The organism is Sodalis sp. RH21 (genome assembly GCF_047324175.1).
In the GTDB taxonomy this organism is placed as follows: Bacteria; Pseudomonadota; Gammaproteobacteria; order Enterobacterales; family Enterobacteriaceae; genus Acerihabitans.
Genome location: NZ_CP178732.1, coordinates 2789028 through 2806109 on the forward strand (window position 1 = coordinate 2789028; position 17082 = coordinate 2806109).

A 17082-nucleotide genomic window follows, 5' to 3' on the forward strand; every position below is an offset into this window, starting at 1 on the left:
GGCGGCGATGAATCAGCTAAGCGGAACGCCGATGACCGGCCGTGCGGCGATGCCGGTCGGCGAACAATGCCCGGCGGATGGCCGTGGGATGTCTGCCGGTGCGCGCGTTAATGTGCTCGGCGGCACCTCCGACGCCCTGGCCCTGTGCCGCGTGTTAAGTCGGCGCGGCGTGCCTTACAGCCTGTCGGTGGCCACGGCCACCGGCGAGGCGCTGGCCGCCGGCGTAGGCGGCGCCCGGCAGGTAGGGCGCCTGGACGCCGACGGCCTGGCCGACTGGCTGCGCGGCGCGTGCTGGGCCATCGATGCCTCCCATCCCTATGCCGAGCTGGCGTCGCGCAACCTGGCCGCGGCCTGCGCCGCCTTGCGCCTGCCGCTCACCCGTTACGAGCGCCCCAGCGAAATCGCCGCCATTACTCACCCTCTATTATTGCAGGTGGACACCGTGGAGCAGGCCTGCCATACGGCGGCGGGGCTGGGGGATCGTATTTTACTGACCACCGGCAGCAAGCAATTGGCCGATTATGTGCGGCTCTTGCCCGGGAAAACCCTGATAGCGCGCGTGTTGCCGCTGGCCGGGATTCTCGGCCAGTGCGCGGATCTCGGCCTGGGCGTCAATCAGATCATCGCCATGACCGGGCCATTCAGCCACGAGCTTAACCGGGCGCTATACCGCCAGTACCGGCCGCAGGTCATGATCACCAAAGAGTCCGGCCGGGAAGGGGGCTACGCCGAAAAAGTTCTGCCCTGCCTGGAACTGGGCATTCCCTGCGTGGTCATCCGCCGCCCGGCCATGCGCTGGGACGACATGATTTCCACGCCGGAAGATTTTGAACACCGCCTGGACCAGTGGCTTGACGCCGCCAACGCGTCCTTGTCGCGGCCATCGAGGAATCACCCATGAACAAAGCGCTTTTGACCATCAGTTTCGGCACTACCTATACCGAAGCGCGCATCCGCAATATCGAGGCCTGCGAGCGCCGGCTGGCCGATGCCTTTGGCGACCGCACGCCGTTTCGCGCCTTCACGTCCGGCATGATTATGCGCAAGCTGGCGCGGCGGGACGGCCTATTTATCGACTCGCCGGCGCAGGCGCTGGAAAAACTCTGGCAACAGGGCTACCGGGATGTGGCGATCCAATCGCTGCATGTCATCAACGGCGACGAGTACGAAAAAATCCTGCATCACGCGGCCCCGTGGCGCGAACGTTTCGATGCGCTGTATATCGGCGCGCCGCTGCTTAACGGCGAGCAGGACTATGGGCGGCTGATCGGCGCCCTGCAGGCGCAGATGCCGCCGCTGGCCGGCGACGAACGGGTGGTATTTATGGGACACGGCACCAGCCATCATGCGTTTGCCGCCTATGCTTGCCTGGATCATATGCTGGCCGCGCGCCGCATCCCGGCGTCGATCGGCGCGGTGGAAAGCTATCCCGATCTGGCGGGGGTCATCGATCGGCTCAAGGCCCAGCGGGTACGCAAGGTCCATCTGATGCCGCTGATGCTGGTGGCCGGCGATCACGCTATCAACGATATGGCCTCCGATGAGCCGGAGTCCTGGAAAAGCCAGCTACAGCGCGCGGGTTATGAGTGCCGGTGCTGGGTGCAGGGCCTGGGCGAGAATCCCTTGATCCAGCAATTATTCGTGGATCATCTGGCGGAATGCATGACCGCGGAGGTGGCCTGATGAGCGGCAAACTTTACGCCATCGGCACCGGGCCGGGCGCCGCCGATTTAATTACGGTGCGGGGCGCCCGTATCCTCGGCGAGCTGGATGTGCTGTATGCCCCGGCGGGGCGCAAAGGCGGCGACAGCCTGTCTCTGGGTATCGTACGCGATTATCTTGGCGCCGGCGTGGCGCTGAAAACCCGGCACTTCCCCATGAGCCAGGACGCGGAGGAAAAAGGCGCCGCCTGGGACGCGGTGGCGCTGGAAATGGCCGCCGACGCGGAACAGGGCCTGCAGGTCGGTTTTATCACCCTGGGGGACGCCATGCTCTATAGCACCTGGGTATTTTTGCTGGCGCGTCTGCGCGGGCGCATCGAGATCGAAATTATTCCCGGCGTCACGTCGTTTGCCTGCATCGCCGCCCGCGCCCAACTGCCGCTGGCGATGGAGAACCAGTCCCTGGCGGTAATGGCCTGTACCGATGACGAGCGTGCGCTGGAAACGGCATTGCTGACCCATGACTGCGTCGTGCTGATGAAGGTTTACGGCCGGTTTGCGCGCATTCAGGCCCTGCTGCGCCGTCTGGGGTTGATCGACCACGCCCTGCTGATGGCCAACGCTTCGCTGCCGGATGAGCAGTGTTTCCACGCCCTCGGCGACCTGGCACCGGATCGGGCGTTGCCGTATTTTTCCACGATAGTGGTCAATAAAAGCTGGGCCAACGCTTTTGAGAATAGCGATTTATAACCTTAAACAGAGGATCTGATCAATGAACCTACACGTAGGGAAGGGGTATTCCGCCTTCGGCGCCGGCATGGCGATATTGCTGCTGGTAGTGCCGCAGGATGCGTATGCCATGCATATTATGGAAGGTTTTTTGCCGCCCATGTGGGCGCTGGCCTGGTGGCTGCTGTTTTTGCCTTGCCTGGCCATCGGCCTGACGCGCATGCGGCAAATCGTCGCGGAAGACAGCAATCGCAAGGTGCTGCTGGCCTTATGCGGGGCGTTTATTTTTGTGCTCTCGGCGCTGAAAATTCCTTCGGTGACCGGTAGCTGTTCCCATCCCACCGGCGTGGGCCTGGCGGTCATCATGTTCGGTCCCTGGGTGCTGTCGGTGCTGGGGGCCGTGGTGCTGCTGTTCCAGGCCTTGCTGCTGGCCCATGGCGGTTTGACTACGCTGGGCGCCAACGCGATTTCGATGGCGGTGGTCGGGCCGATGGTGGGTTATGTGGTCTGGCGGCTGTCGCTGCGTATGGGCCTGCGGCGCGATGTGGCGGTATTCCTGTGCGCGACGCTGGCGGATCTTTCCACCTATATGGTCACGTCGTTGCAGCTCGGGCTGGCGTTTCCCGATCCCACCTTTGGTTTTACCGGCTCGGCGCTGAAATTTATGGGCGTATTTTGCCTGACGCAAATCCCCATCGCCATCGCGGAAGGGCTGCTGACGGTAATGATTTATGACCAGTTAACCAAACGGCAGTTAATTAGCGTGGGGAGTCATTAATATGAAAAAGATGCTGATCTTGCTCTCGCTGGTGGTGGCGCTGATGGTGATGCCGTTTTTTATCAACCATGGCGGTAGCTATGGCGGTTCGGATAACGAGGCGGAAGGGCTGATTGGCCTTATCGCCCCGGACTACAAACCCTGGTTCGCGCCGTTTTACGAGCCGGCCAGCAGCGAAATCGAAAGCCTGTTGTTTACCCTGCAAGGCTCGCTGGGTACGGCGGTGATCTTCTATATCCTGGGCTATTACCGGGGCCGGGATTATCGCGGCAAAAACCGGCGCGACGACGATAATTCGGACAGCGGCAAACGCGCCCCGGACGGTCACCATGTTGGAAATTGATCGCCTGGCCTGGCAAAACCGCTGGCAGACGCGGGATCCGATGCTGAAATTCGTGGCCTACGTCGGTTTACTGGGCGTCGCGCTGCTGACCACGCCGCTGTATCAGTGCGTGACGCTGCTGCTGCTGATCCCGCTGACCTGTTATGCGGCGCGCGTGAGCTGGGCGCGTTACCTGCATTGGCTCAGCCTGCCGCTGGGTTTTCTGGCGGTCAGCCTGCTGAGCATCGCGGTCTCGTTCGCCTGGTCCGCCGAGGGCATGATCTATAGCGTGCGGCTGGGGGGCTTGTCCCTCGGCCTGGATAAACATGGCCTGGTGCTGGCCAACCAGGCCATGTGGCGCAGCATGACCGCCCTGGCGGCCACCTATCTGTTTGTGCTGACCACGCCGTTTACCCAGATTATCCAAATTCTTAAACGATGCCATTTGCCGCGGCTGTTGATCGAGCATACGTTGCTGAGTTATCGCTTTATCTTTATTTTTCTCGACGAGGCGATGGCCATTCGCCAGGCGCAATCCCTGCGTTTCGGTTATCGCTCGCTGCGCACCGGTTACCACTCGCTGGCGATGCTGGTAGGAATGCTGATGCTGCGGGTGATGACCCGCTATCGTGAAATGTCCGTGGCGCTGGACGTTAAGCTGTATCAGGGCGATTTCCATTTATAAAGCGCATTTATACCGAGCCACCACTAAGGAGCCAAGATGTTAGCTACCGAGGCACTCAGTTTTTCCTGGCAGCAGGATGAGCCGGCGCTGCGTGATTTAACCCTGGATTTCGGCCGCGGCCGGGTCACCGGGCTGATTGGCGCCAACGGTTGCGGAAAATCAACGCTGTTTATGAATTTGCTGGGCCTGCAAAAACCGCAAAGCGGGCGGGTCTTATGGCAGGGCGAACCGCTGCGTTATGACAAACGCAGCCTACTGGCGCTGCGCCAGCAATTGGTGCTGGTATTTCAGGAACCCGATCATCAGCTGTTTTATACCGATATCGACAGCGATATCGCCTTTGCCCTGCGTAACCTGGGGGTGGAGGAGTCGGTGATCCAGGGGCGACTGGAACAGGCGCTGGCCCTGGTGGGGGCGGATTCGTTTCGCCACCGGCCGATTCAATATCTCAGCCACGGGCAGAAAAAACGGGTGGCCATCGCCGGCGCGCTGGTGATGCAGTCGGAATATCTGCTGCTCGATGAACCGACCGCCGGGCTGGACCCCCAGGGCCGCGAGGCGATGATCCGCATCATCCAGCGTATCGCCGACCAGGGCCGACACGTGATTATCGCCAGCCATGATATCGACCTGATCTACCATATTTGCGATTATATCTATGTCATGGCGCAAGGGCGCCTGTTGGCCCAGGGCAGCGAGCGCGAGGTGTTTTTGCAAACCTCCATGCTGGCGCGGGCCGGGCTCAGCCAGCCGTGGCTGGTGAAAGCCCATACCCGTCTGGGAATGCCGCTGGTTAAAACCGAAGAAGCGTTGTTCGCCTATGCCGGACAATCGCTGGGGACGCCGTTATGACTCTGTCCATTATGATTCAAGGTACCGCTTCCGACGTCGGTAAAAGCGTCCTGGTGGCGGGGCTGTGCCGTATTTTCGCCCAGGACGGTTATCGCGCCGCGCCGTTTAAAGCGCAGAATATGGCGCTGAACTCCTGGATTACCCGCGACGGGGCGGAAATGGGCCGGGCCCAGGTGTTCCAGGCCGAAGCGGCGGGCATCGAGCCTGACGTGCGCATGAATCCGGTGCTGCTCAAACCCACCAGCGACCGCAAATCCCAGGTGATCGTCATGGGCGAGGCGTTATGCCATATGGACGCCATGGATTACCATCTGTATAAGCCGCAGCTGCGTGAGCGCGTGGGCGAGGTCTATCGCAGCCTGGCGGCGGATCATGACATTATCGTCATCGAAGGCGCCGGCAGTCCGGCGGAAATCAACCTGCGCGATCGGGACATTGTCAATATGGGCATGGCGGAACAGGCCGATGCGCCGGTGCTGCTGGTGGCCGATATCGATAAGGGCGGGGTGTTCGCCGCCATCTACGGTACCCTGGCGCTGCTGCGGCCCCAGGAAAAAGCCCGCGTCAAAGGCGTGATTATCAATAAATTTCGCGGCGACCTGGAGCTGCTCAAGCCGGGGATCGCGCAAATCGAAGCGCTGACCGGCGTCCCGGTGGTGGGGGTGATGCCCTGGTTCGACGAACCGCTGGAAGACGAAGACGGCGTGGCCCTGCAAGGGGACAAATATCGCCAGGGCGGCGACCGCGAGCTGGATGTGGCGGTGCTGCAACTGCCGCATATCGCCAATTTTTCCGATTTTAACGCCCTGGCGTTCCAGCCCGACGTCCGGCTGCGCTATGTGAAACGCGGCGAATCCCTGGGCGTGCCGGATTTACTGATTATTCCCGGCAGTAAGAATACCCTTGGCGATCTGGATTATCTGCGCGACAACGGCATCGATGCGCAAATCCACCAGGCCCATCGGCAAGGCGTGCCGATCCTGGGGATCTGCGGGGGATTCCAGATGCTGGGGCGGCGCGTCACCGACGGTATCGAGTCCGGTATCGCGCATACCGACGGCCTGGGGCTGCTCGATTGCGCAACCCGTTTCGAGCCGCTGAAAACCACCACCCAGGTGGAAGCCGCCGTGCTGGCGTTGCCGGCCGGGGTATTTGCCGCCGGCGGCGGTTTAACCCTCAGCGGCTATGAAATCCATATGGGCCAGACCACCCTGGGGGCCGGCGTGCGGCCTTTTGCCCGCCTGACGCGCAAGAACGGCCGCCCGGTTGAACAAAATGACGGAGCCATCAACGACGCCGGCGACGTGGCCGGCAGTTATATCCACGGCCTGTTTGACCGTCCCGAATTCACCCGCGCGCTGCTCGACGCGCTGCGCCAGCGGCGCGGGCTGGGCGTACTGGATACGCCGGCGATGGGCTGGCGCGAGCGCAAACAGCAGTCCTTCGACGCGCTGGCCGCCCAGATGCGGACGAATATCGATATTCCGCTGCTGTATCGCCTGATGCGCCAGCACGCCGCAACCGGGAGCGCCGCATGAGACGGCCACCGGCTGCACAAGGAGCCCCATTATGATGTTGATTACCGGCGGCGCGCGCAGCGGCAAGAGCCGGCTGGCCGAAACCCTGGCGCAGCGGGACGGCGGCGCGGTGCTGTATATCGCCACCTCGCTGGTGACCGACCCGGAAATGGCCGCGCGGGTGGCCAGGCACCGCAGCGAGCGTCCCGCGCACTGGATAACCTGGGAAGGGCATCGCGATCTCGACGTCGTGATCCGCTGCCATGGCGATCGGGTCGGCGCGGTACTGCTGGAATGCGTCACCACCCTGGTTACCAATCTGCTGTTCGATGTGGCGGGGGATACGCCGGCGGAGCAGATGGATTTCGCCGCCATCGAACAGCAGATCGCCGCTCAAATCGACCGGCTGGTGGCCGCCTGCGCCGCCGCCCCCTGCCAGGTGATCCTGGTCACCAACGAACTGGGCATGGGCATCGTGCCGGAAAATCTGCTGGCGCGCCGTTTCCGCGATATCGCGGGCCGGGTCAACCAGCGCCTGGCCGCCGCCGCCAGCGACGTCTGGCTGGTGGTGTCGGGGATTCCGGTGCATATCAAGGGCCGCGACGGCCTGGGGGCGGCGTGATGAAACAGTTTCTGGCCGCCCTGCAATTCCTGACCCGGGTGCCGGTGCCGGCGCGCTGGACGGCGGATCTGCCGCTGGATACCTATGCCCGCGGCGTTATCTGGCTGCCGGTGGTGGGGCTGGTGGTAGGGGGCATCTGCGCGCTGGTTTTCGCGCTGGCGCAGCCCGCGTTAGGCACGCCGCTGGCGGCCTTGCTGACGGTAATGGCCAACGCCATGGTGACCGGCGCCTTTCATCTTGATGGTTTAGCCGATACCTGCGACGGCATTTTTTCGGCGCGCAAGCGCGAGCAGATGCTGGAAATTATGCGCGACAGCCGTATCGGCACCAACGGCGCGCTGGCGATGGTGTTCGCCATCGGCCTGCGGCTGGCGGCCATAGCGGCGCTCGCCCGGCATCCCGGCGGCGCGCTGCCCTATATTATCGCCGCCCCTTGCCTGAGCCGCGCCCTGATCGGCATCTTGATGTACCGCCAGCGTTATGCCCGCGACAGCGGGCTGGGCAATGTCTATATCGGCCAGATCGGCGGCCATGATTTCGCCGTGATGCTGCTGGTCGGGCTGCTGCTGACCCTGCTGATCGCCGGTATTCACGGCGCCATCGCGGCGCTGGTGGTGCTGGTTATCGCCTACGGCTACCGCGCCAGGATCAACGCCGTGCTGGGCGGACAAACCGGCGATACCCTCGGTTGCGGCGTGGAGGTTTTCGAATGGCTGTTTTTACTGGCGGCGCTGGCGGTGCCGCTATGAACCTGTTTTTAGTGCGCCACGGCGAAACCCAGGCCAACTGCGATGGCGTGTACTGCGGTGCCAGCGATCTGCCGCTGACGCAGCGCGGCCGCTGGCAGGCGCATCGGGTGGCATGGCAACTGGCGGAAATCCGCTTCGACCGGATACTTATAAGCCGGCTTAAGCGCAGCCGCGAAACGGCGCAGATCCTGCGCCCGCAGGTCGAGCCAGAATGCTGGGCGCAGTGGGACGAAATGGATTTTGGCGAATGGGAACTGCGCCACCACCGCGATCTCAGGCTGGATGACGCCGAACGCTACGCCGCGTGGTGCGACGACTGGCAGCACGTCTTGCCCCCCGGCGGCGAGGGGTTCCAGTCTTTCTCCCAGCGGGTGGTGGCGGCCACCGGCCGTTTGCGCGGGCAGGAGCAGCCAGGCGATATTTTGCTGGTGGCCCATCAGGGCGTCCTGGGCATCGTATTGGCGACCCTGCTCGGGTTGCCTCCAACCGCCATGTGGCACTTCCCGTTCCAGCAAGATGCTTTCACGCAGGTCTCCCTCGATGAGGGATTTTGTGTCCTCAAACATGTAAACGACAGCGGCCGGGCCTTGGTCGCCGGGCGTTAGACCGTCAACCCATTTCGTCAGGAGAAGTAATGTAATGAAGACGTTACAACAGGTTATCGATGCCATCCGTCCCCTGGACGCCGCCGCCATGACCCGGGCTCAACAGCGGCTTGATAGCCTGCTGAAACCGCCGGGCAGCCTGGGACGTCTGGAAACCCTGGCCGTGCAGCTGGCGGGCATTATGGGCGACCGGCCGCTGGCGTTTACCGGCAAACAGTTAATGGTGATGATCGCCGACCACGGGGTCTACCAGGAAGGCGTGGCGGTTTCTCCCCGGGTGGTCACCGCGGTCCAGGCGGCCAATATGGTCAAAGGCATTACCGGCGTATGCGTGCTGGCGGCCAATGCGGGGGCGGGGGTGACGGCGGTGGATCTGGGCATTGACAGCGAACAGCCTTTGCCGGGGTTGGTGAACCGGCGCATGGGGCGCGGCAGCGGCAATATCGCCTGCGAACCGGCCATGACCGCCGCCCAGGCCCGCCACGTGCTGGAAGTGGGCGCGGATCTGGTTTGCGGATTGGTGGGACAGGGCGTGACGCTGTTTGGCGTGGGAGAACTGGGCATGGCCAATACCACGCCCGCCGCCGCGCTGGTCAGCGTGCTGACCGGTTCGCCGGCGGCGGATGTGGTGGGACGCGGCGCCAATCTGCCGGTATCGATGCTGCAAAATAAAATCGACGTGGTCGAACGCGCCATCGCCTGTAATCGCCCCGATCCGCAAGACGGCGTGGACGTGCTGGCGAAAGTCGGCGGTTTTGATCTGGGCGGTATGGCCGGGGTCATGCTGGGCGCCGCCGCCCAGGGCGTGCCGGTTATTCTGGACGGATTTTTGTCGTACGCCGCCGCGCTGGTGGCCTGCCGCATCGCTCCACAGGTACGTCCTTACCTGATCCCTTCGCACCTTTCGGCGGAAAAAGGGGCGAAGATCGCCCTGGCACATCTCGATTTGCGCCCTTATTTTGATATGGAAATGCGCCTGGGCGAAGGTAGCGGGGCGGCGTTGGCCATGAACCTGGTGGATGCCGCCTGCGCCGTTTACCATAATATGGGTACGCTGGAAGCGAGCGCCATCGTCCTGCCGACGCCTTAGTCGCCATCATTCTGCCAGCGCGGGGCCGCAGCCGCCGGCCCCGCGGGGGATTACCCCCATCGCCCCGCGCGCCGTGAGCGGCGTACCCTCGTTCTTAATCGCCAATCGCGTCATTTGCGCAATAATCACCCCAAGTGACAAAAAAGTGCCTTTCACGCCGGACCCCCATTGACCCTCGCGCCGTAACCGGGCATGCTCATTTTTTTTAATACGACCGGTCGTATTATTATAATTTCACCTGAGGATGTTCCCCATGTCTACACCCTTGCGCACGACGCGTTTTGCACCGGTGTACCCGATATTCACGCTGGCGATACTGTTTATCGCCGGCTGTAAACCGGCGGTTCCTGCCGCGAATACGGCGCCGGCCGTCGCGGTTACGGTGGCCACGGTGACCTTCCAGCCGGTACGCGAGTGGGACGACTTTACCGGTCGGCTCGAAGCCATGCAGAGCGTGGAAATCCGGCCGCGGGTGGGCGGATTTATCGATTCTATCGCTTTTGAGGACGGCGCAAGGGTTCAAAAGGGCCAGGTGCTGTACCAAATCGACCCCAGGCCCTACCAGGCGGAGGTGGACCGGCTGGAAGCGGGCCTGCAGCAGGCTACCGCCAGCGCCGTACTGGCCAGAACCAATCGCGATCGCAATCGCCGGCTGATCGCCTCAAGCGCCATCTCCGGCAGCGAGATGGATGCCCAGGATGCCAACGCCAAAGTCACCATGGCCAATGTGGCCGCCGCCCAGGCGGCGCTGACCGCGGCGCGGCTGGATCTCTCTTTTACCCGGGTTATCGCGCCGATTGACGGGCGGATTTCCAAGGCCCTGATTACCGGCGGCAATCTGGTGACCACGTCCAGCCTGCTGACCACCATTGTCTCCGATAGCCCCATTTATGCCGCTTTCAATGTTGACGAGCAGGCCTATCTGAAATATGCCGCCGCCCAGCGCGGCAAGGATAATTCGGTGTATATCGGCCTGATGGGCGAAACCGGTTTCCCCCACCTAGCCCGACTGCGTTTCCTGGATAACGTGGTGGACCCCCACAGCGGAACCCTTGCGGCCCGGGCCATTCTGGATAATGCCGACGGCAGCCTGACGCCGGGTTTGTTCAGCCGGGTGCGCCTGGTGTCCTCCACGGTGGAGCAGGTGGCGCTGCTGCCGGAGCAGGCCCTGGGCACCGATTTGGGCAAGCGTTATGTGCTGGTGCTCGATAAAGACAACCGGGTGCAGTACCGGGCCATCACGCTGGGGCAGGCGGTGGGCGAATGGCGCATCGTGCGCGGGGGACTTAATCCCGGCGAGCGGGTGGTGGTGAGCGGGCTGCAAAAAGTACGGCCGGGAGACGTGGTGGCGCCAAGCGCCGCGCCGGCGGCGTCCCCCGGCGAATTGGCGGCGCTGATACCCCATGACTAATCAATATTGCGTGCGGGCCACCCCGCGGCAAACGTTGCCCGCCCACGGCCGGTGCTTGAGGTTTAAATGAATATTTCACGGTTTTTTGTCAGCCGTCCGCGTTTTGCCGTGGTGCTGTCGCTGGTGATTTTTGTCGCGGGGTTAGTGGCCCTGCCTTTATTGCCCATCGCCGAGTATCCGGAAGTTGTGCCCACCACCATCGTGGTCAAGACCACTTTTGCCGGGGCGGACCCATCGGTGATCGCCGAAACGGTGGCCTCGCCCATCGAGCAGGAAATTAACGGCGTCGAAGGCATGCTTTACCAGTCTTCCCAGGCCACCAGCGACGGGGCGCTGACCATTACGGTCACCTTTGCGCTGGGCACCGACGGCGACAAAGCCCAGGTGCTGGTGCAAAACCGCGTGGCGCAGGTGCTGTCGCGCTTGCCCCCCGAAGTGCAGCGGGTGGGGGTCACCACCAATAAATCGTCCCCTACGCTTATCGAGGTGGTCCATCTCACCTCCGATGACGATCGGTACGATATGCTCTATCTCGCCAGCTATGCGCAATTGCACGTTAAAGATGCGCTGGCGCGCGCCTACGGCGTGGGAGATGTGAGCGTATTCGGGCTGGGGCCTTATTCCATGCGCGTTTGGCTTGATCCGGAACAATTGGCGGCGCGCGCCCTGACCGCCGGCGACGTGGTGGCGGCGCTGCGCGAGCAAAATATCCAGGTGGCGGCCGGCCAGGTGGGGGGATCGCCCGGCACCGCGCAGGCGCAATTCCAGATTTCCGTGGTCACCCAGGGCCGGTTGGAGTCCGAGGAGCAGTTCGGCGATATCATCCTGCGGGCCGACGATCGCGGTAAAGTAATCCATTTACGGGATGTGGCGCGCGTGGAACTGGGCTCGGATAATTATTCGCTGCGCTCGCTGCTCGACAATCAGCCGGCGGTGGCGCTGGGGGTGTTCCAGCGTCCCGGCACCAACGCCCTGCAAATGGCCGATAGCGTGCAGGCCACCATGGATAAGCTGGCGAAAGATTTTCCCCAGGGCATTAAATACCATATCGTCTATAACACCACCGGGTTCGTGCACCAATCCATCAGCGAAGTCGTGCATACTTTGTTTGAAGCCATTATTCTGGTGGTGCTGGTGGTGATCCTGTTTTTGCAGAACTGGCGCGCCTCGGTGATCCCGCTGGTCGCCGTGCCGGTGAGCCTGGTGGGAACCTTCGCGGTGATGCTGCTGATGGGCTTCGGGCTTAACGCCCTGACCATGTTTGGCCTGGTGCTGGCCATCGGCATCGTGGTGGACGACGCCATCGTCGTGGTGGAGAACGTCGAGCGCAATATCGCGCGCGGCTTGCCGCCGGTGGCGGCGACCCATAAAGCCATGAGCGAAGTGACCGGCCCGATTATTTCCACCGCCCTGGTGCTGTGTTCGGTCTTTATCCCCACGGCGTTCCTGAGCGGGCTGACCGGGGAGTTTTATCGCCAGTTCGCCCTGACCATCGCGATTTCGACGGTGATTTCCGCCTTTAACTCCCTGACCCTGTCGCCGGCATTGGCGGCGCTGCTGCTTAAACCCCACCACGGCGCCAAAGATGGCTTCCAGCGCTTCATCGATCGGGCGTTCGGCTGGCTGTTCCGGCCGTTTAACCTGGCGTTTGTGCGGTTATCCCATGGTTATGTGGGGGTCGTCAGCCGGGTGCTGCACCGATCCCCGGCGGCGCTGCTGATTTACGGCGGCCTGCTGGCATTAACCCTCTTGCTGTTTATGCGCACGCCCGGCGGGTTTGTGCCGCAGCAAGACAAACTGTATCTGGTTTCGGTCATTCAGTTGCCCGATGCGGCCACCCTTGACCGCACCGAAGCGGTGGTGCGCAAGGTGAGCGATATTGCCCTGCATACGCCCGGGGTCAGCCATGCGGTGGCCTTTCCCGGCCTGTCGATTAACGGCTTTGTGCGCAGCACCAATTCCGCGGTGATCTTCCTGACGCTGAATGATTTTGATGTGCGCCGGGATAAGTCGCTGTCGGCGGGGGCCATTGCCATGAGCCTGAATCAGCGGCTGGCGGGCATCGCGGATGCCAATATCGCGGTATTTCCGCCGCCGCCGATCCTGGGGCTGGGCTCATTGGGCGGTTTCCGGATGCAAATCGAGGACCAGTCCGATCGGGGGCCGGCGGCGGTCTATCAGGCGACCCAAAAACTGATTGCCGCCGCCGCCAACGATCCCCGGCTCACCGGCCTGTTCTCGTCGTATCAAATCGGCGTGCCCAAGATCCATGCCGATATCGATCGGGAGAAAGCCAAGGCCCAGGGCGTATCCCTTACCGATTTATTTGAAACCATGCAGGTGTATCTCGGTTCGCTTTACGTCAACGATTTTAATCGCTTCGGCCGGACGTATCAGGTGAATGTGCAGGCCGACCAGCGCTTTCGCATGCATGCGGAGGATATCGGTCATTTGCAGACCCGCAATGCGGCGGGGCAGATGATCCCCATAGGCGCCTTCGTGACCACCTATGACACCACCGGCCCGGATCAAATCAGCCACTATAACGGCAGTTTAACGGCGGAAATCAACGGGTCCCCGGCGCCGGGCTATAGTTCCGACCAGGCGCAGGGCGCTCTGGAGGAGCTGGCCCGCCAGCAATTGCCCAACGGCATGAGTTTTGAATGGACCGAACTGACCTACCAGCAGATCCTGGCGGGGAATACGGCGATTTATATTTTCCCCATCTGCGTACTGCTGGCGTTTCTGGTGCTGGTGGCTCAATACGAAAGCTGGACCTTGCCGCTGGTGGTGATTCTCACCGTACCCATGTGTTTGTTATGCGCATTGATCGGCGTGCAGTTAACCCAGGGGGATAATAACGTCTTTACGCAAATAGGCCTGGTGGTGCTGGTGGGACTGGCCTGTAAAAACGCTATCCTGATCGTGGAATTCGCCCGCGATCGGGAGCTGGAGAACGAAACGCTGCTGCAGGCGGTATTAAGCGCCTGCCGGCTGCGGCTGCGTCCGATCCTGATGACGTCGATGGCGTTTATTATGGGCGTGGCGCCGCTGGCCATATCCGTGGGCGCCGGATCGGAAATGCGGCGGGCGATTGGCATTGCGGTGTTCGCCGGCATGCTGGGGGTGACGCTATTCGGTTTCCTGCTCACGCCGATGTTTTACTGGACCATCCGGCGGATGACCGGCGGTACGCTTAAACGCCAGCCGGCGGCGGATGAACCTCCGTTTCCGGCGCGCGGCGAACCGGCAGCCGGCGCCGCCCTGGATACGCCCAAACCGGGGGCGCCAACCAACCCTTGATCTCCGCGGCGCGCGCCTCCTATTATTCCCCTGGCGAGGGAAAAGGGGCCGCCGCCGTCATGGCCATGGGCAAAAACGCCTATATCGTGCGGGCGGCGGGCGGCCACCGGCGCGCCGGCTTGCAAAATACGACCGGTCGTACGTATAATTACCGGTAATTTATCAACCTACAGGAACCCTTGATGGCCAAACCAAGCGTACGCGATAAAATTGTCGATGCCGCACTGGAGCGTTTTCACACGCTCGGTTTCAGCGCATGCAGCGTACAGGATATCGTCGACACCGCAGGGGTGCCAAAGGGGTCTTTTTATAACTACTTCAAGGCCAAGGAGCTGCTGGCGCTGGAGGTGTTGTCCATTTACGGACAAGACTCCAACCGGGAAATCCTCGACGATCCCAGCCTGCCCCCTCTTGAACGGCTGCGCGCGCATTTTGAGTACATGGCCGCCTACTACGCCGAATTCGGCTATGAGAAAGGGTGCCTGATCGGCAATCTGGCGGCGGAGATGACCGATAATACGCCGCTGCTGCGCCAGGCCATCAAGCAGTCCCTGGAAAAATGGACCGGCGCGGTTACCGCCACCCTGCGCGAAGGGCAGGCGGACGGCAGCGTAATCGCCACGCTCGACGCCGAAAAGGTCGCCCGCTTTCTGATTAACAGCTGGGAAGGGGCCGTGGTGCGCATGAAAATAGCCTGTTGCCGGCAACCGCTGGACGATTTTTTTGCCGTTGCTTTACCTTTATTGAACCGCTCGCCGGGCGGACAGCCGGCATCGCCTGATACGACGGTTTGACGCCGGTCCGATCTTGGCTCCGGCGCTTAGCTGGCGCCAAGATTATTGTCTGCTCTATTCCTCTGTCACCATGATAAAACAGTGTTTCACCCTGTATAAGACGGCCGGTCAGATTTATATTGACGCCATTAATACGCACGTACATACTGATTCAATGTTAAATAAAATCAATCAGCGCCATGCATTATGGGTGCATTGCCTGCCAAAGCGAGCCATACCATGACCGGAAGGACTCATACCCTGGGGCAACGGGCCAGTTTCTGGGTTGCCGCCGCCGTTGTCGCCCATACCATCTGGACCAGCGCCGCGCCCGCGATGACCTATCCGCTCTATGCTTCAGAATGGGGATTGAACACCACCCAGACCGCCACGATATTCGCCATTTATCCCATCGTGGTGGTGGCGATCCTGATTTGCTTCGGCAATGTCTCCGATTATATCGGGCGCCGTACGACCATGCTGCTGGGGTTGGGGGCGTCGTTAATCGGCGTGTTGCTATTCGCCGTCGCCCCCAGCCTGGGCTGGGTATATATCGGCCGGGCGTTTATGGGCATCGGGGTAGGGCTGTCGGCCGGGCCATCCACGGCGGCGGTAATCGAATTCAGCGCTCCCGGGCAGGCTAAAAAAGCCAGCGCCATCACCACCGTCGCCCAGGCGGTGGGATTGGCCCTGGCGACCCTGATCGGCGGCGCGCTGATCCAATACGCCCCGTTTCCCACCCGGCTGAATTTCTGGCTGCTGCTGGCGATTATTATGCTGATTTTCATCGCCACCTGGTTTTTGCCGCGTCATAACGGCAACGGCGGCGCGGGCCGCTGGCGTCCGCGATCTCCGTCGGTTCCGCCAGGACTGGGCAACGTCGTGCTGGCGGCGGTGGCGGCGGTAGTGAGCGCCTATGCCATCGGCACCGTGGGATTGTCGCTGGGCGCGCAGATTGCGCGGGATTTGATAGGGTCGGGCAACGTGCTGCTCAACGGCGCCACCATGTCGGTTTTCGCTATTGTTCTGGGCGCGGTGGGACTCTTATGCAAAAGCATGACGTCGCGCGCGTCGATTGCCGTCGGCGGCATCTGTACCGTGGTGGGCATGGCTTTTTTGACCGCCTCGGTCGCCCTGCATTCGCTGTTGATCTTCCTGGGGTTCCTGGTGGCTGCGGGCTGTGGCTACAGCCTGCTGTTTATGGGCGGGCTGGGCCTTATCAATACCTATGCCCCGACCCATAACCGCGGCGGCACGTTGTCCACGGTGTATCTGGTGGCCTACCTGGTACAGGGGGGATTGGCGCTGCTGCTGGGAGCCCTGGCAACGGGGTGGGGGCTGGCGCGGGCCATCGATCTGGGCGCCATCGCCATCGTCTCGTTATGTATTATTACCGGCGCCATCGCCCTGTTAATCACCGTTCCCCATCCTTGCCATCTCGCCGTGCGCTGTAACAAAGAACAATCGTTAGCGCCGGTACGCCGGCTCTGAGAGTATGATGAAAATCGTTCACGCTGGTGATAACGCTGAAAGAATGCGCGGTTTTGGCCGGGATATGATAATATTATCGTTCATTAATAAAAAGAGGTTGACTAAAAATACGACCGGTCATATTGTAAATGCAAGGTTATCATTTGTGGAGAATGTCTATATGAATCAGAATGTCATTATTAAGGACCTGATAGATTGGTTGGAAAACAATCTGGACAAGTCATTATCGCTGGATCACGTAGCGGCTAAATCAGGTTATTCCAAATGGCACTTGCAGCGTATGTTCCGTAATGTCACCGGTGATGCGCTGGGTACCTATATCCGTACCCGCCGCCTGTCCCGCGCCGCGTCGGAATTATGCCTGAAGGATCAGAGCATCCTGGACATTGCTTTACAAAGTGGCTTTGATTCTCAACAGTCTTTCAGCCGTGCGTTTAAGCGCCAGTTTAGTCAAACCCCTGGTGCATATCGTTCCAAAATGTCCTATACCTGTC

At 61.6% G+C, this 17082-nt stretch carries 17 protein-coding genes and 1 pseudogene; 17 read left to right on the forward strand and 1 reads right to left on the reverse strand.

The features are described from left to right. Positions 1-88 precede the first annotated feature (88 nt). The 12 genes from cobK to cobT are packed head-to-tail and all read left to right on the forward strand — an operon-like array spanning position 89 to position 9610. Entirely contained in the window at positions 89-901 is an 813-nt protein-coding gene (gene cobK / locus ACL2XP_RS12805; protein WP_413739145.1) for a precorrin-6A reductase, read from the forward strand. Next, complete coding sequence (gene cbiK / locus ACL2XP_RS12810; protein WP_413738876.1) at positions 898-1683, forward strand: sirohydrochlorin cobaltochelatase; 786 nt, start codon at positions 898-900, stop codon at positions 1681-1683. Before cobK ends, cbiK begins: the two co-directional genes overlap by 4 nt. Further along, positions 1683-2411 (forward strand): cobalt-factor II C(20)-methyltransferase, encoded by a 729-nt coding sequence (locus ACL2XP_RS12815; protein WP_413738877.1) that lies wholly within the window; start codon positions 1683-1685, stop codon positions 2409-2411. The genes cbiK and ACL2XP_RS12815 overlap by 1 nt, the downstream gene beginning before the upstream one ends. A 22-nt stretch (positions 2412-2433) precedes the next feature. After that, the gene (locus tag ACL2XP_RS12820) at positions 2434-3168 is read left to right on the forward strand and encodes an energy-coupling factor ABC transporter permease (protein ID WP_413738878.1); all 735 of its coding nucleotides are present in this window, start codon (positions 2434-2436) and stop codon (positions 3166-3168) included. A gap of 1 nt (position 3169) precedes the next feature. Then, the gene (locus ACL2XP_RS12825; protein WP_413738879.1) at positions 3170-3511 is read left to right on the forward strand and encodes an energy-coupling factor ABC transporter substrate-binding protein; all 342 of its coding nucleotides are present in this window, start codon (positions 3170-3172) and stop codon (positions 3509-3511) included. Further along, positions 3498-4175, forward strand: coding sequence for an energy-coupling factor ABC transporter transmembrane protein (locus ACL2XP_RS12830; RefSeq protein ID WP_413738880.1), 678 nt, complete (start codon positions 3498-3500; stop codon positions 4173-4175). The genes ACL2XP_RS12825 and ACL2XP_RS12830 overlap by 14 nt, the downstream gene beginning before the upstream one ends. A 36-nt stretch (positions 4176-4211) precedes the next feature. Further along, positions 4212-5027, forward strand: a complete 816-nt coding sequence (locus ACL2XP_RS12835) for an ATP-binding cassette domain-containing protein (RefSeq protein WP_413738881.1) — start codon at positions 4212-4214, stop codon at positions 5025-5027. Continuing rightward, positions 5024-6565 (forward strand): cobyric acid synthase, encoded by a 1542-nt coding sequence (locus ACL2XP_RS12840; RefSeq protein WP_413738882.1) that lies wholly within the window; start codon positions 5024-5026, stop codon positions 6563-6565. Before ACL2XP_RS12835 ends, ACL2XP_RS12840 begins: the two co-directional genes overlap by 4 nt. A 31-nt stretch (positions 6566-6596) precedes the next feature. Continuing rightward, a complete protein-coding gene (gene cobU, locus ACL2XP_RS12845) occupies positions 6597-7166 on the forward strand; it encodes a bifunctional adenosylcobinamide kinase/adenosylcobinamide-phosphate guanylyltransferase (RefSeq protein WP_413738883.1) in 570 nt (189 codons plus the stop codon). Next, entirely contained in the window at positions 7166-7915 is a 750-nt protein-coding gene (gene cobS, locus ACL2XP_RS12850) for an adenosylcobinamide-GDP ribazoletransferase (RefSeq protein WP_413738884.1), read from the forward strand. Before cobU ends, cobS begins: the two co-directional genes overlap by 1 nt. Continuing rightward, positions 7912-8520, forward strand: a complete 609-nt coding sequence (locus ACL2XP_RS12855) for a histidine phosphatase family protein (RefSeq protein WP_413738885.1) — start codon at positions 7912-7914, stop codon at positions 8518-8520. Before cobS ends, ACL2XP_RS12855 begins: the two co-directional genes overlap by 4 nt. A 34-nt stretch (positions 8521-8554) precedes the next feature. Then, a complete protein-coding gene (cobT, locus tag ACL2XP_RS12860; RefSeq protein ID WP_413738886.1) occupies positions 8555-9610 on the forward strand; it encodes a nicotinate-nucleotide--dimethylbenzimidazole phosphoribosyltransferase in 1056 nt (351 codons plus the stop codon). Between the two features lie 6 nt (positions 9611-9616). Here the strand turns inward: cobT and ACL2XP_RS12865 are convergent, their stop codons facing one another. Then, the gene (locus ACL2XP_RS12865; RefSeq protein WP_413738887.1) at positions 9617-9766 is read right to left on the reverse strand and encodes a hypothetical protein; all 150 of its coding nucleotides are present in this window, start codon (positions 9764-9766) and stop codon (positions 9617-9619) included. A 97-nt stretch (positions 9767-9863) separates the two neighbouring features. Between ACL2XP_RS12865 and ACL2XP_RS12870 the strand changes: the two genes are divergently transcribed. The 5 genes and pseudogenes from ACL2XP_RS12870 to ACL2XP_RS12890 form a co-directional block, all read left to right on the forward strand. Next, complete coding sequence (locus ACL2XP_RS12870; RefSeq protein WP_413738888.1) at positions 9864-11021, forward strand: efflux RND transporter periplasmic adaptor subunit; 1158 nt, start codon at positions 9864-9866, stop codon at positions 11019-11021. A 66-nt stretch (positions 11022-11087) separates the two neighbouring features. Further along, entirely contained in the window at positions 11088-14324 is a 3237-nt protein-coding gene (locus ACL2XP_RS12875) for an efflux RND transporter permease subunit (RefSeq protein ID WP_413738889.1), read from the forward strand. A 182-nt stretch (positions 14325-14506) separates the two neighbouring features. Then, positions 14507-15118 carry a TetR family transcriptional regulator C-terminal domain-containing protein gene (locus ACL2XP_RS12880; RefSeq protein WP_413738890.1) on the forward strand — a complete coding sequence of 204 codons (612 nt, stop codon included), beginning with the start codon at positions 14507-14509 and terminating at the stop codon, positions 15116-15118. A gap of 219 nt (positions 15119-15337) precedes the next feature. After that, complete coding sequence (locus ACL2XP_RS12885; protein ID WP_413738891.1) at positions 15338-16588, forward strand: MFS transporter; 1251 nt, start codon at positions 15338-15340, stop codon at positions 16586-16588. 160 nt (positions 16589-16748) lie between these two features. Beyond that, positions 16749-17060, forward strand: a pseudogene (locus tag ACL2XP_RS12890) (helix-turn-helix domain-containing protein); the annotation flags it as partial. Positions 17061-17082 lie beyond the last annotated feature (22 nt).

What these genes read in the sequence shown, in the direction of transcription:
- cobK (WP_413739145.1), top strand. Translation starts at nt 89, where the DNA reads ATGTCTGCCGGTGCGCGCGTTAATGTGCTCGGCGGCACCTCCGACGCC.
- cbiK (WP_413738876.1), top strand. Translation starts at nt 898, where the DNA reads ATGAACAAAGCGCTTTTGACCATCAGTTTCGGCACTACCTATACCGAA.
- ACL2XP_RS12815 (WP_413738877.1), top strand. Translation starts at nt 1,683, where the DNA reads ATGAGCGGCAAACTTTACGCCATCGGCACCGGGCCGGGCGCCGCCGAT.
- ACL2XP_RS12820 (WP_413738878.1), top strand. Translation starts at nt 2,434, where the DNA reads ATGAACCTACACGTAGGGAAGGGGTATTCCGCCTTCGGCGCCGGCATG.
- ACL2XP_RS12825 (WP_413738879.1), top strand. Translation starts at nt 3,170, where the DNA reads ATGAAAAAGATGCTGATCTTGCTCTCGCTGGTGGTGGCGCTGATGGTG.
- ACL2XP_RS12830 (WP_413738880.1), top strand. Translation starts at nt 3,498, where the DNA reads ATGTTGGAAATTGATCGCCTGGCCTGGCAAAACCGCTGGCAGACGCGG.
- ACL2XP_RS12835 (WP_413738881.1), top strand. Translation starts at nt 4,212, where the DNA reads ATGTTAGCTACCGAGGCACTCAGTTTTTCCTGGCAGCAGGATGAGCCG.
- ACL2XP_RS12840 (WP_413738882.1), top strand. Translation starts at nt 5,024, where the DNA reads ATGACTCTGTCCATTATGATTCAAGGTACCGCTTCCGACGTCGGTAAA.
- cobU (WP_413738883.1), top strand. Translation starts at nt 6,597, where the DNA reads ATGATGTTGATTACCGGCGGCGCGCGCAGCGGCAAGAGCCGGCTGGCC.
- cobS (WP_413738884.1), top strand. Translation starts at nt 7,166, where the DNA reads ATGAAACAGTTTCTGGCCGCCCTGCAATTCCTGACCCGGGTGCCGGTG.
- ACL2XP_RS12855 (WP_413738885.1), top strand. Translation starts at nt 7,912, where the DNA reads ATGAACCTGTTTTTAGTGCGCCACGGCGAAACCCAGGCCAACTGCGAT.
- cobT (WP_413738886.1), top strand. Translation starts at nt 8,555, where the DNA reads ATGAAGACGTTACAACAGGTTATCGATGCCATCCGTCCCCTGGACGCC.
- ACL2XP_RS12870 (WP_413738888.1), top strand. Translation starts at nt 9,864, where the DNA reads ATGTCTACACCCTTGCGCACGACGCGTTTTGCACCGGTGTACCCGATA.
- ACL2XP_RS12875 (WP_413738889.1), top strand. Translation starts at nt 11,088, where the DNA reads ATGAATATTTCACGGTTTTTTGTCAGCCGTCCGCGTTTTGCCGTGGTG.
- ACL2XP_RS12880 (WP_413738890.1), top strand. Translation starts at nt 14,507, where the DNA reads ATGGCCAAACCAAGCGTACGCGATAAAATTGTCGATGCCGCACTGGAG.
- ACL2XP_RS12885 (WP_413738891.1), top strand. Translation starts at nt 15,338, where the DNA reads ATGACCGGAAGGACTCATACCCTGGGGCAACGGGCCAGTTTCTGGGTT.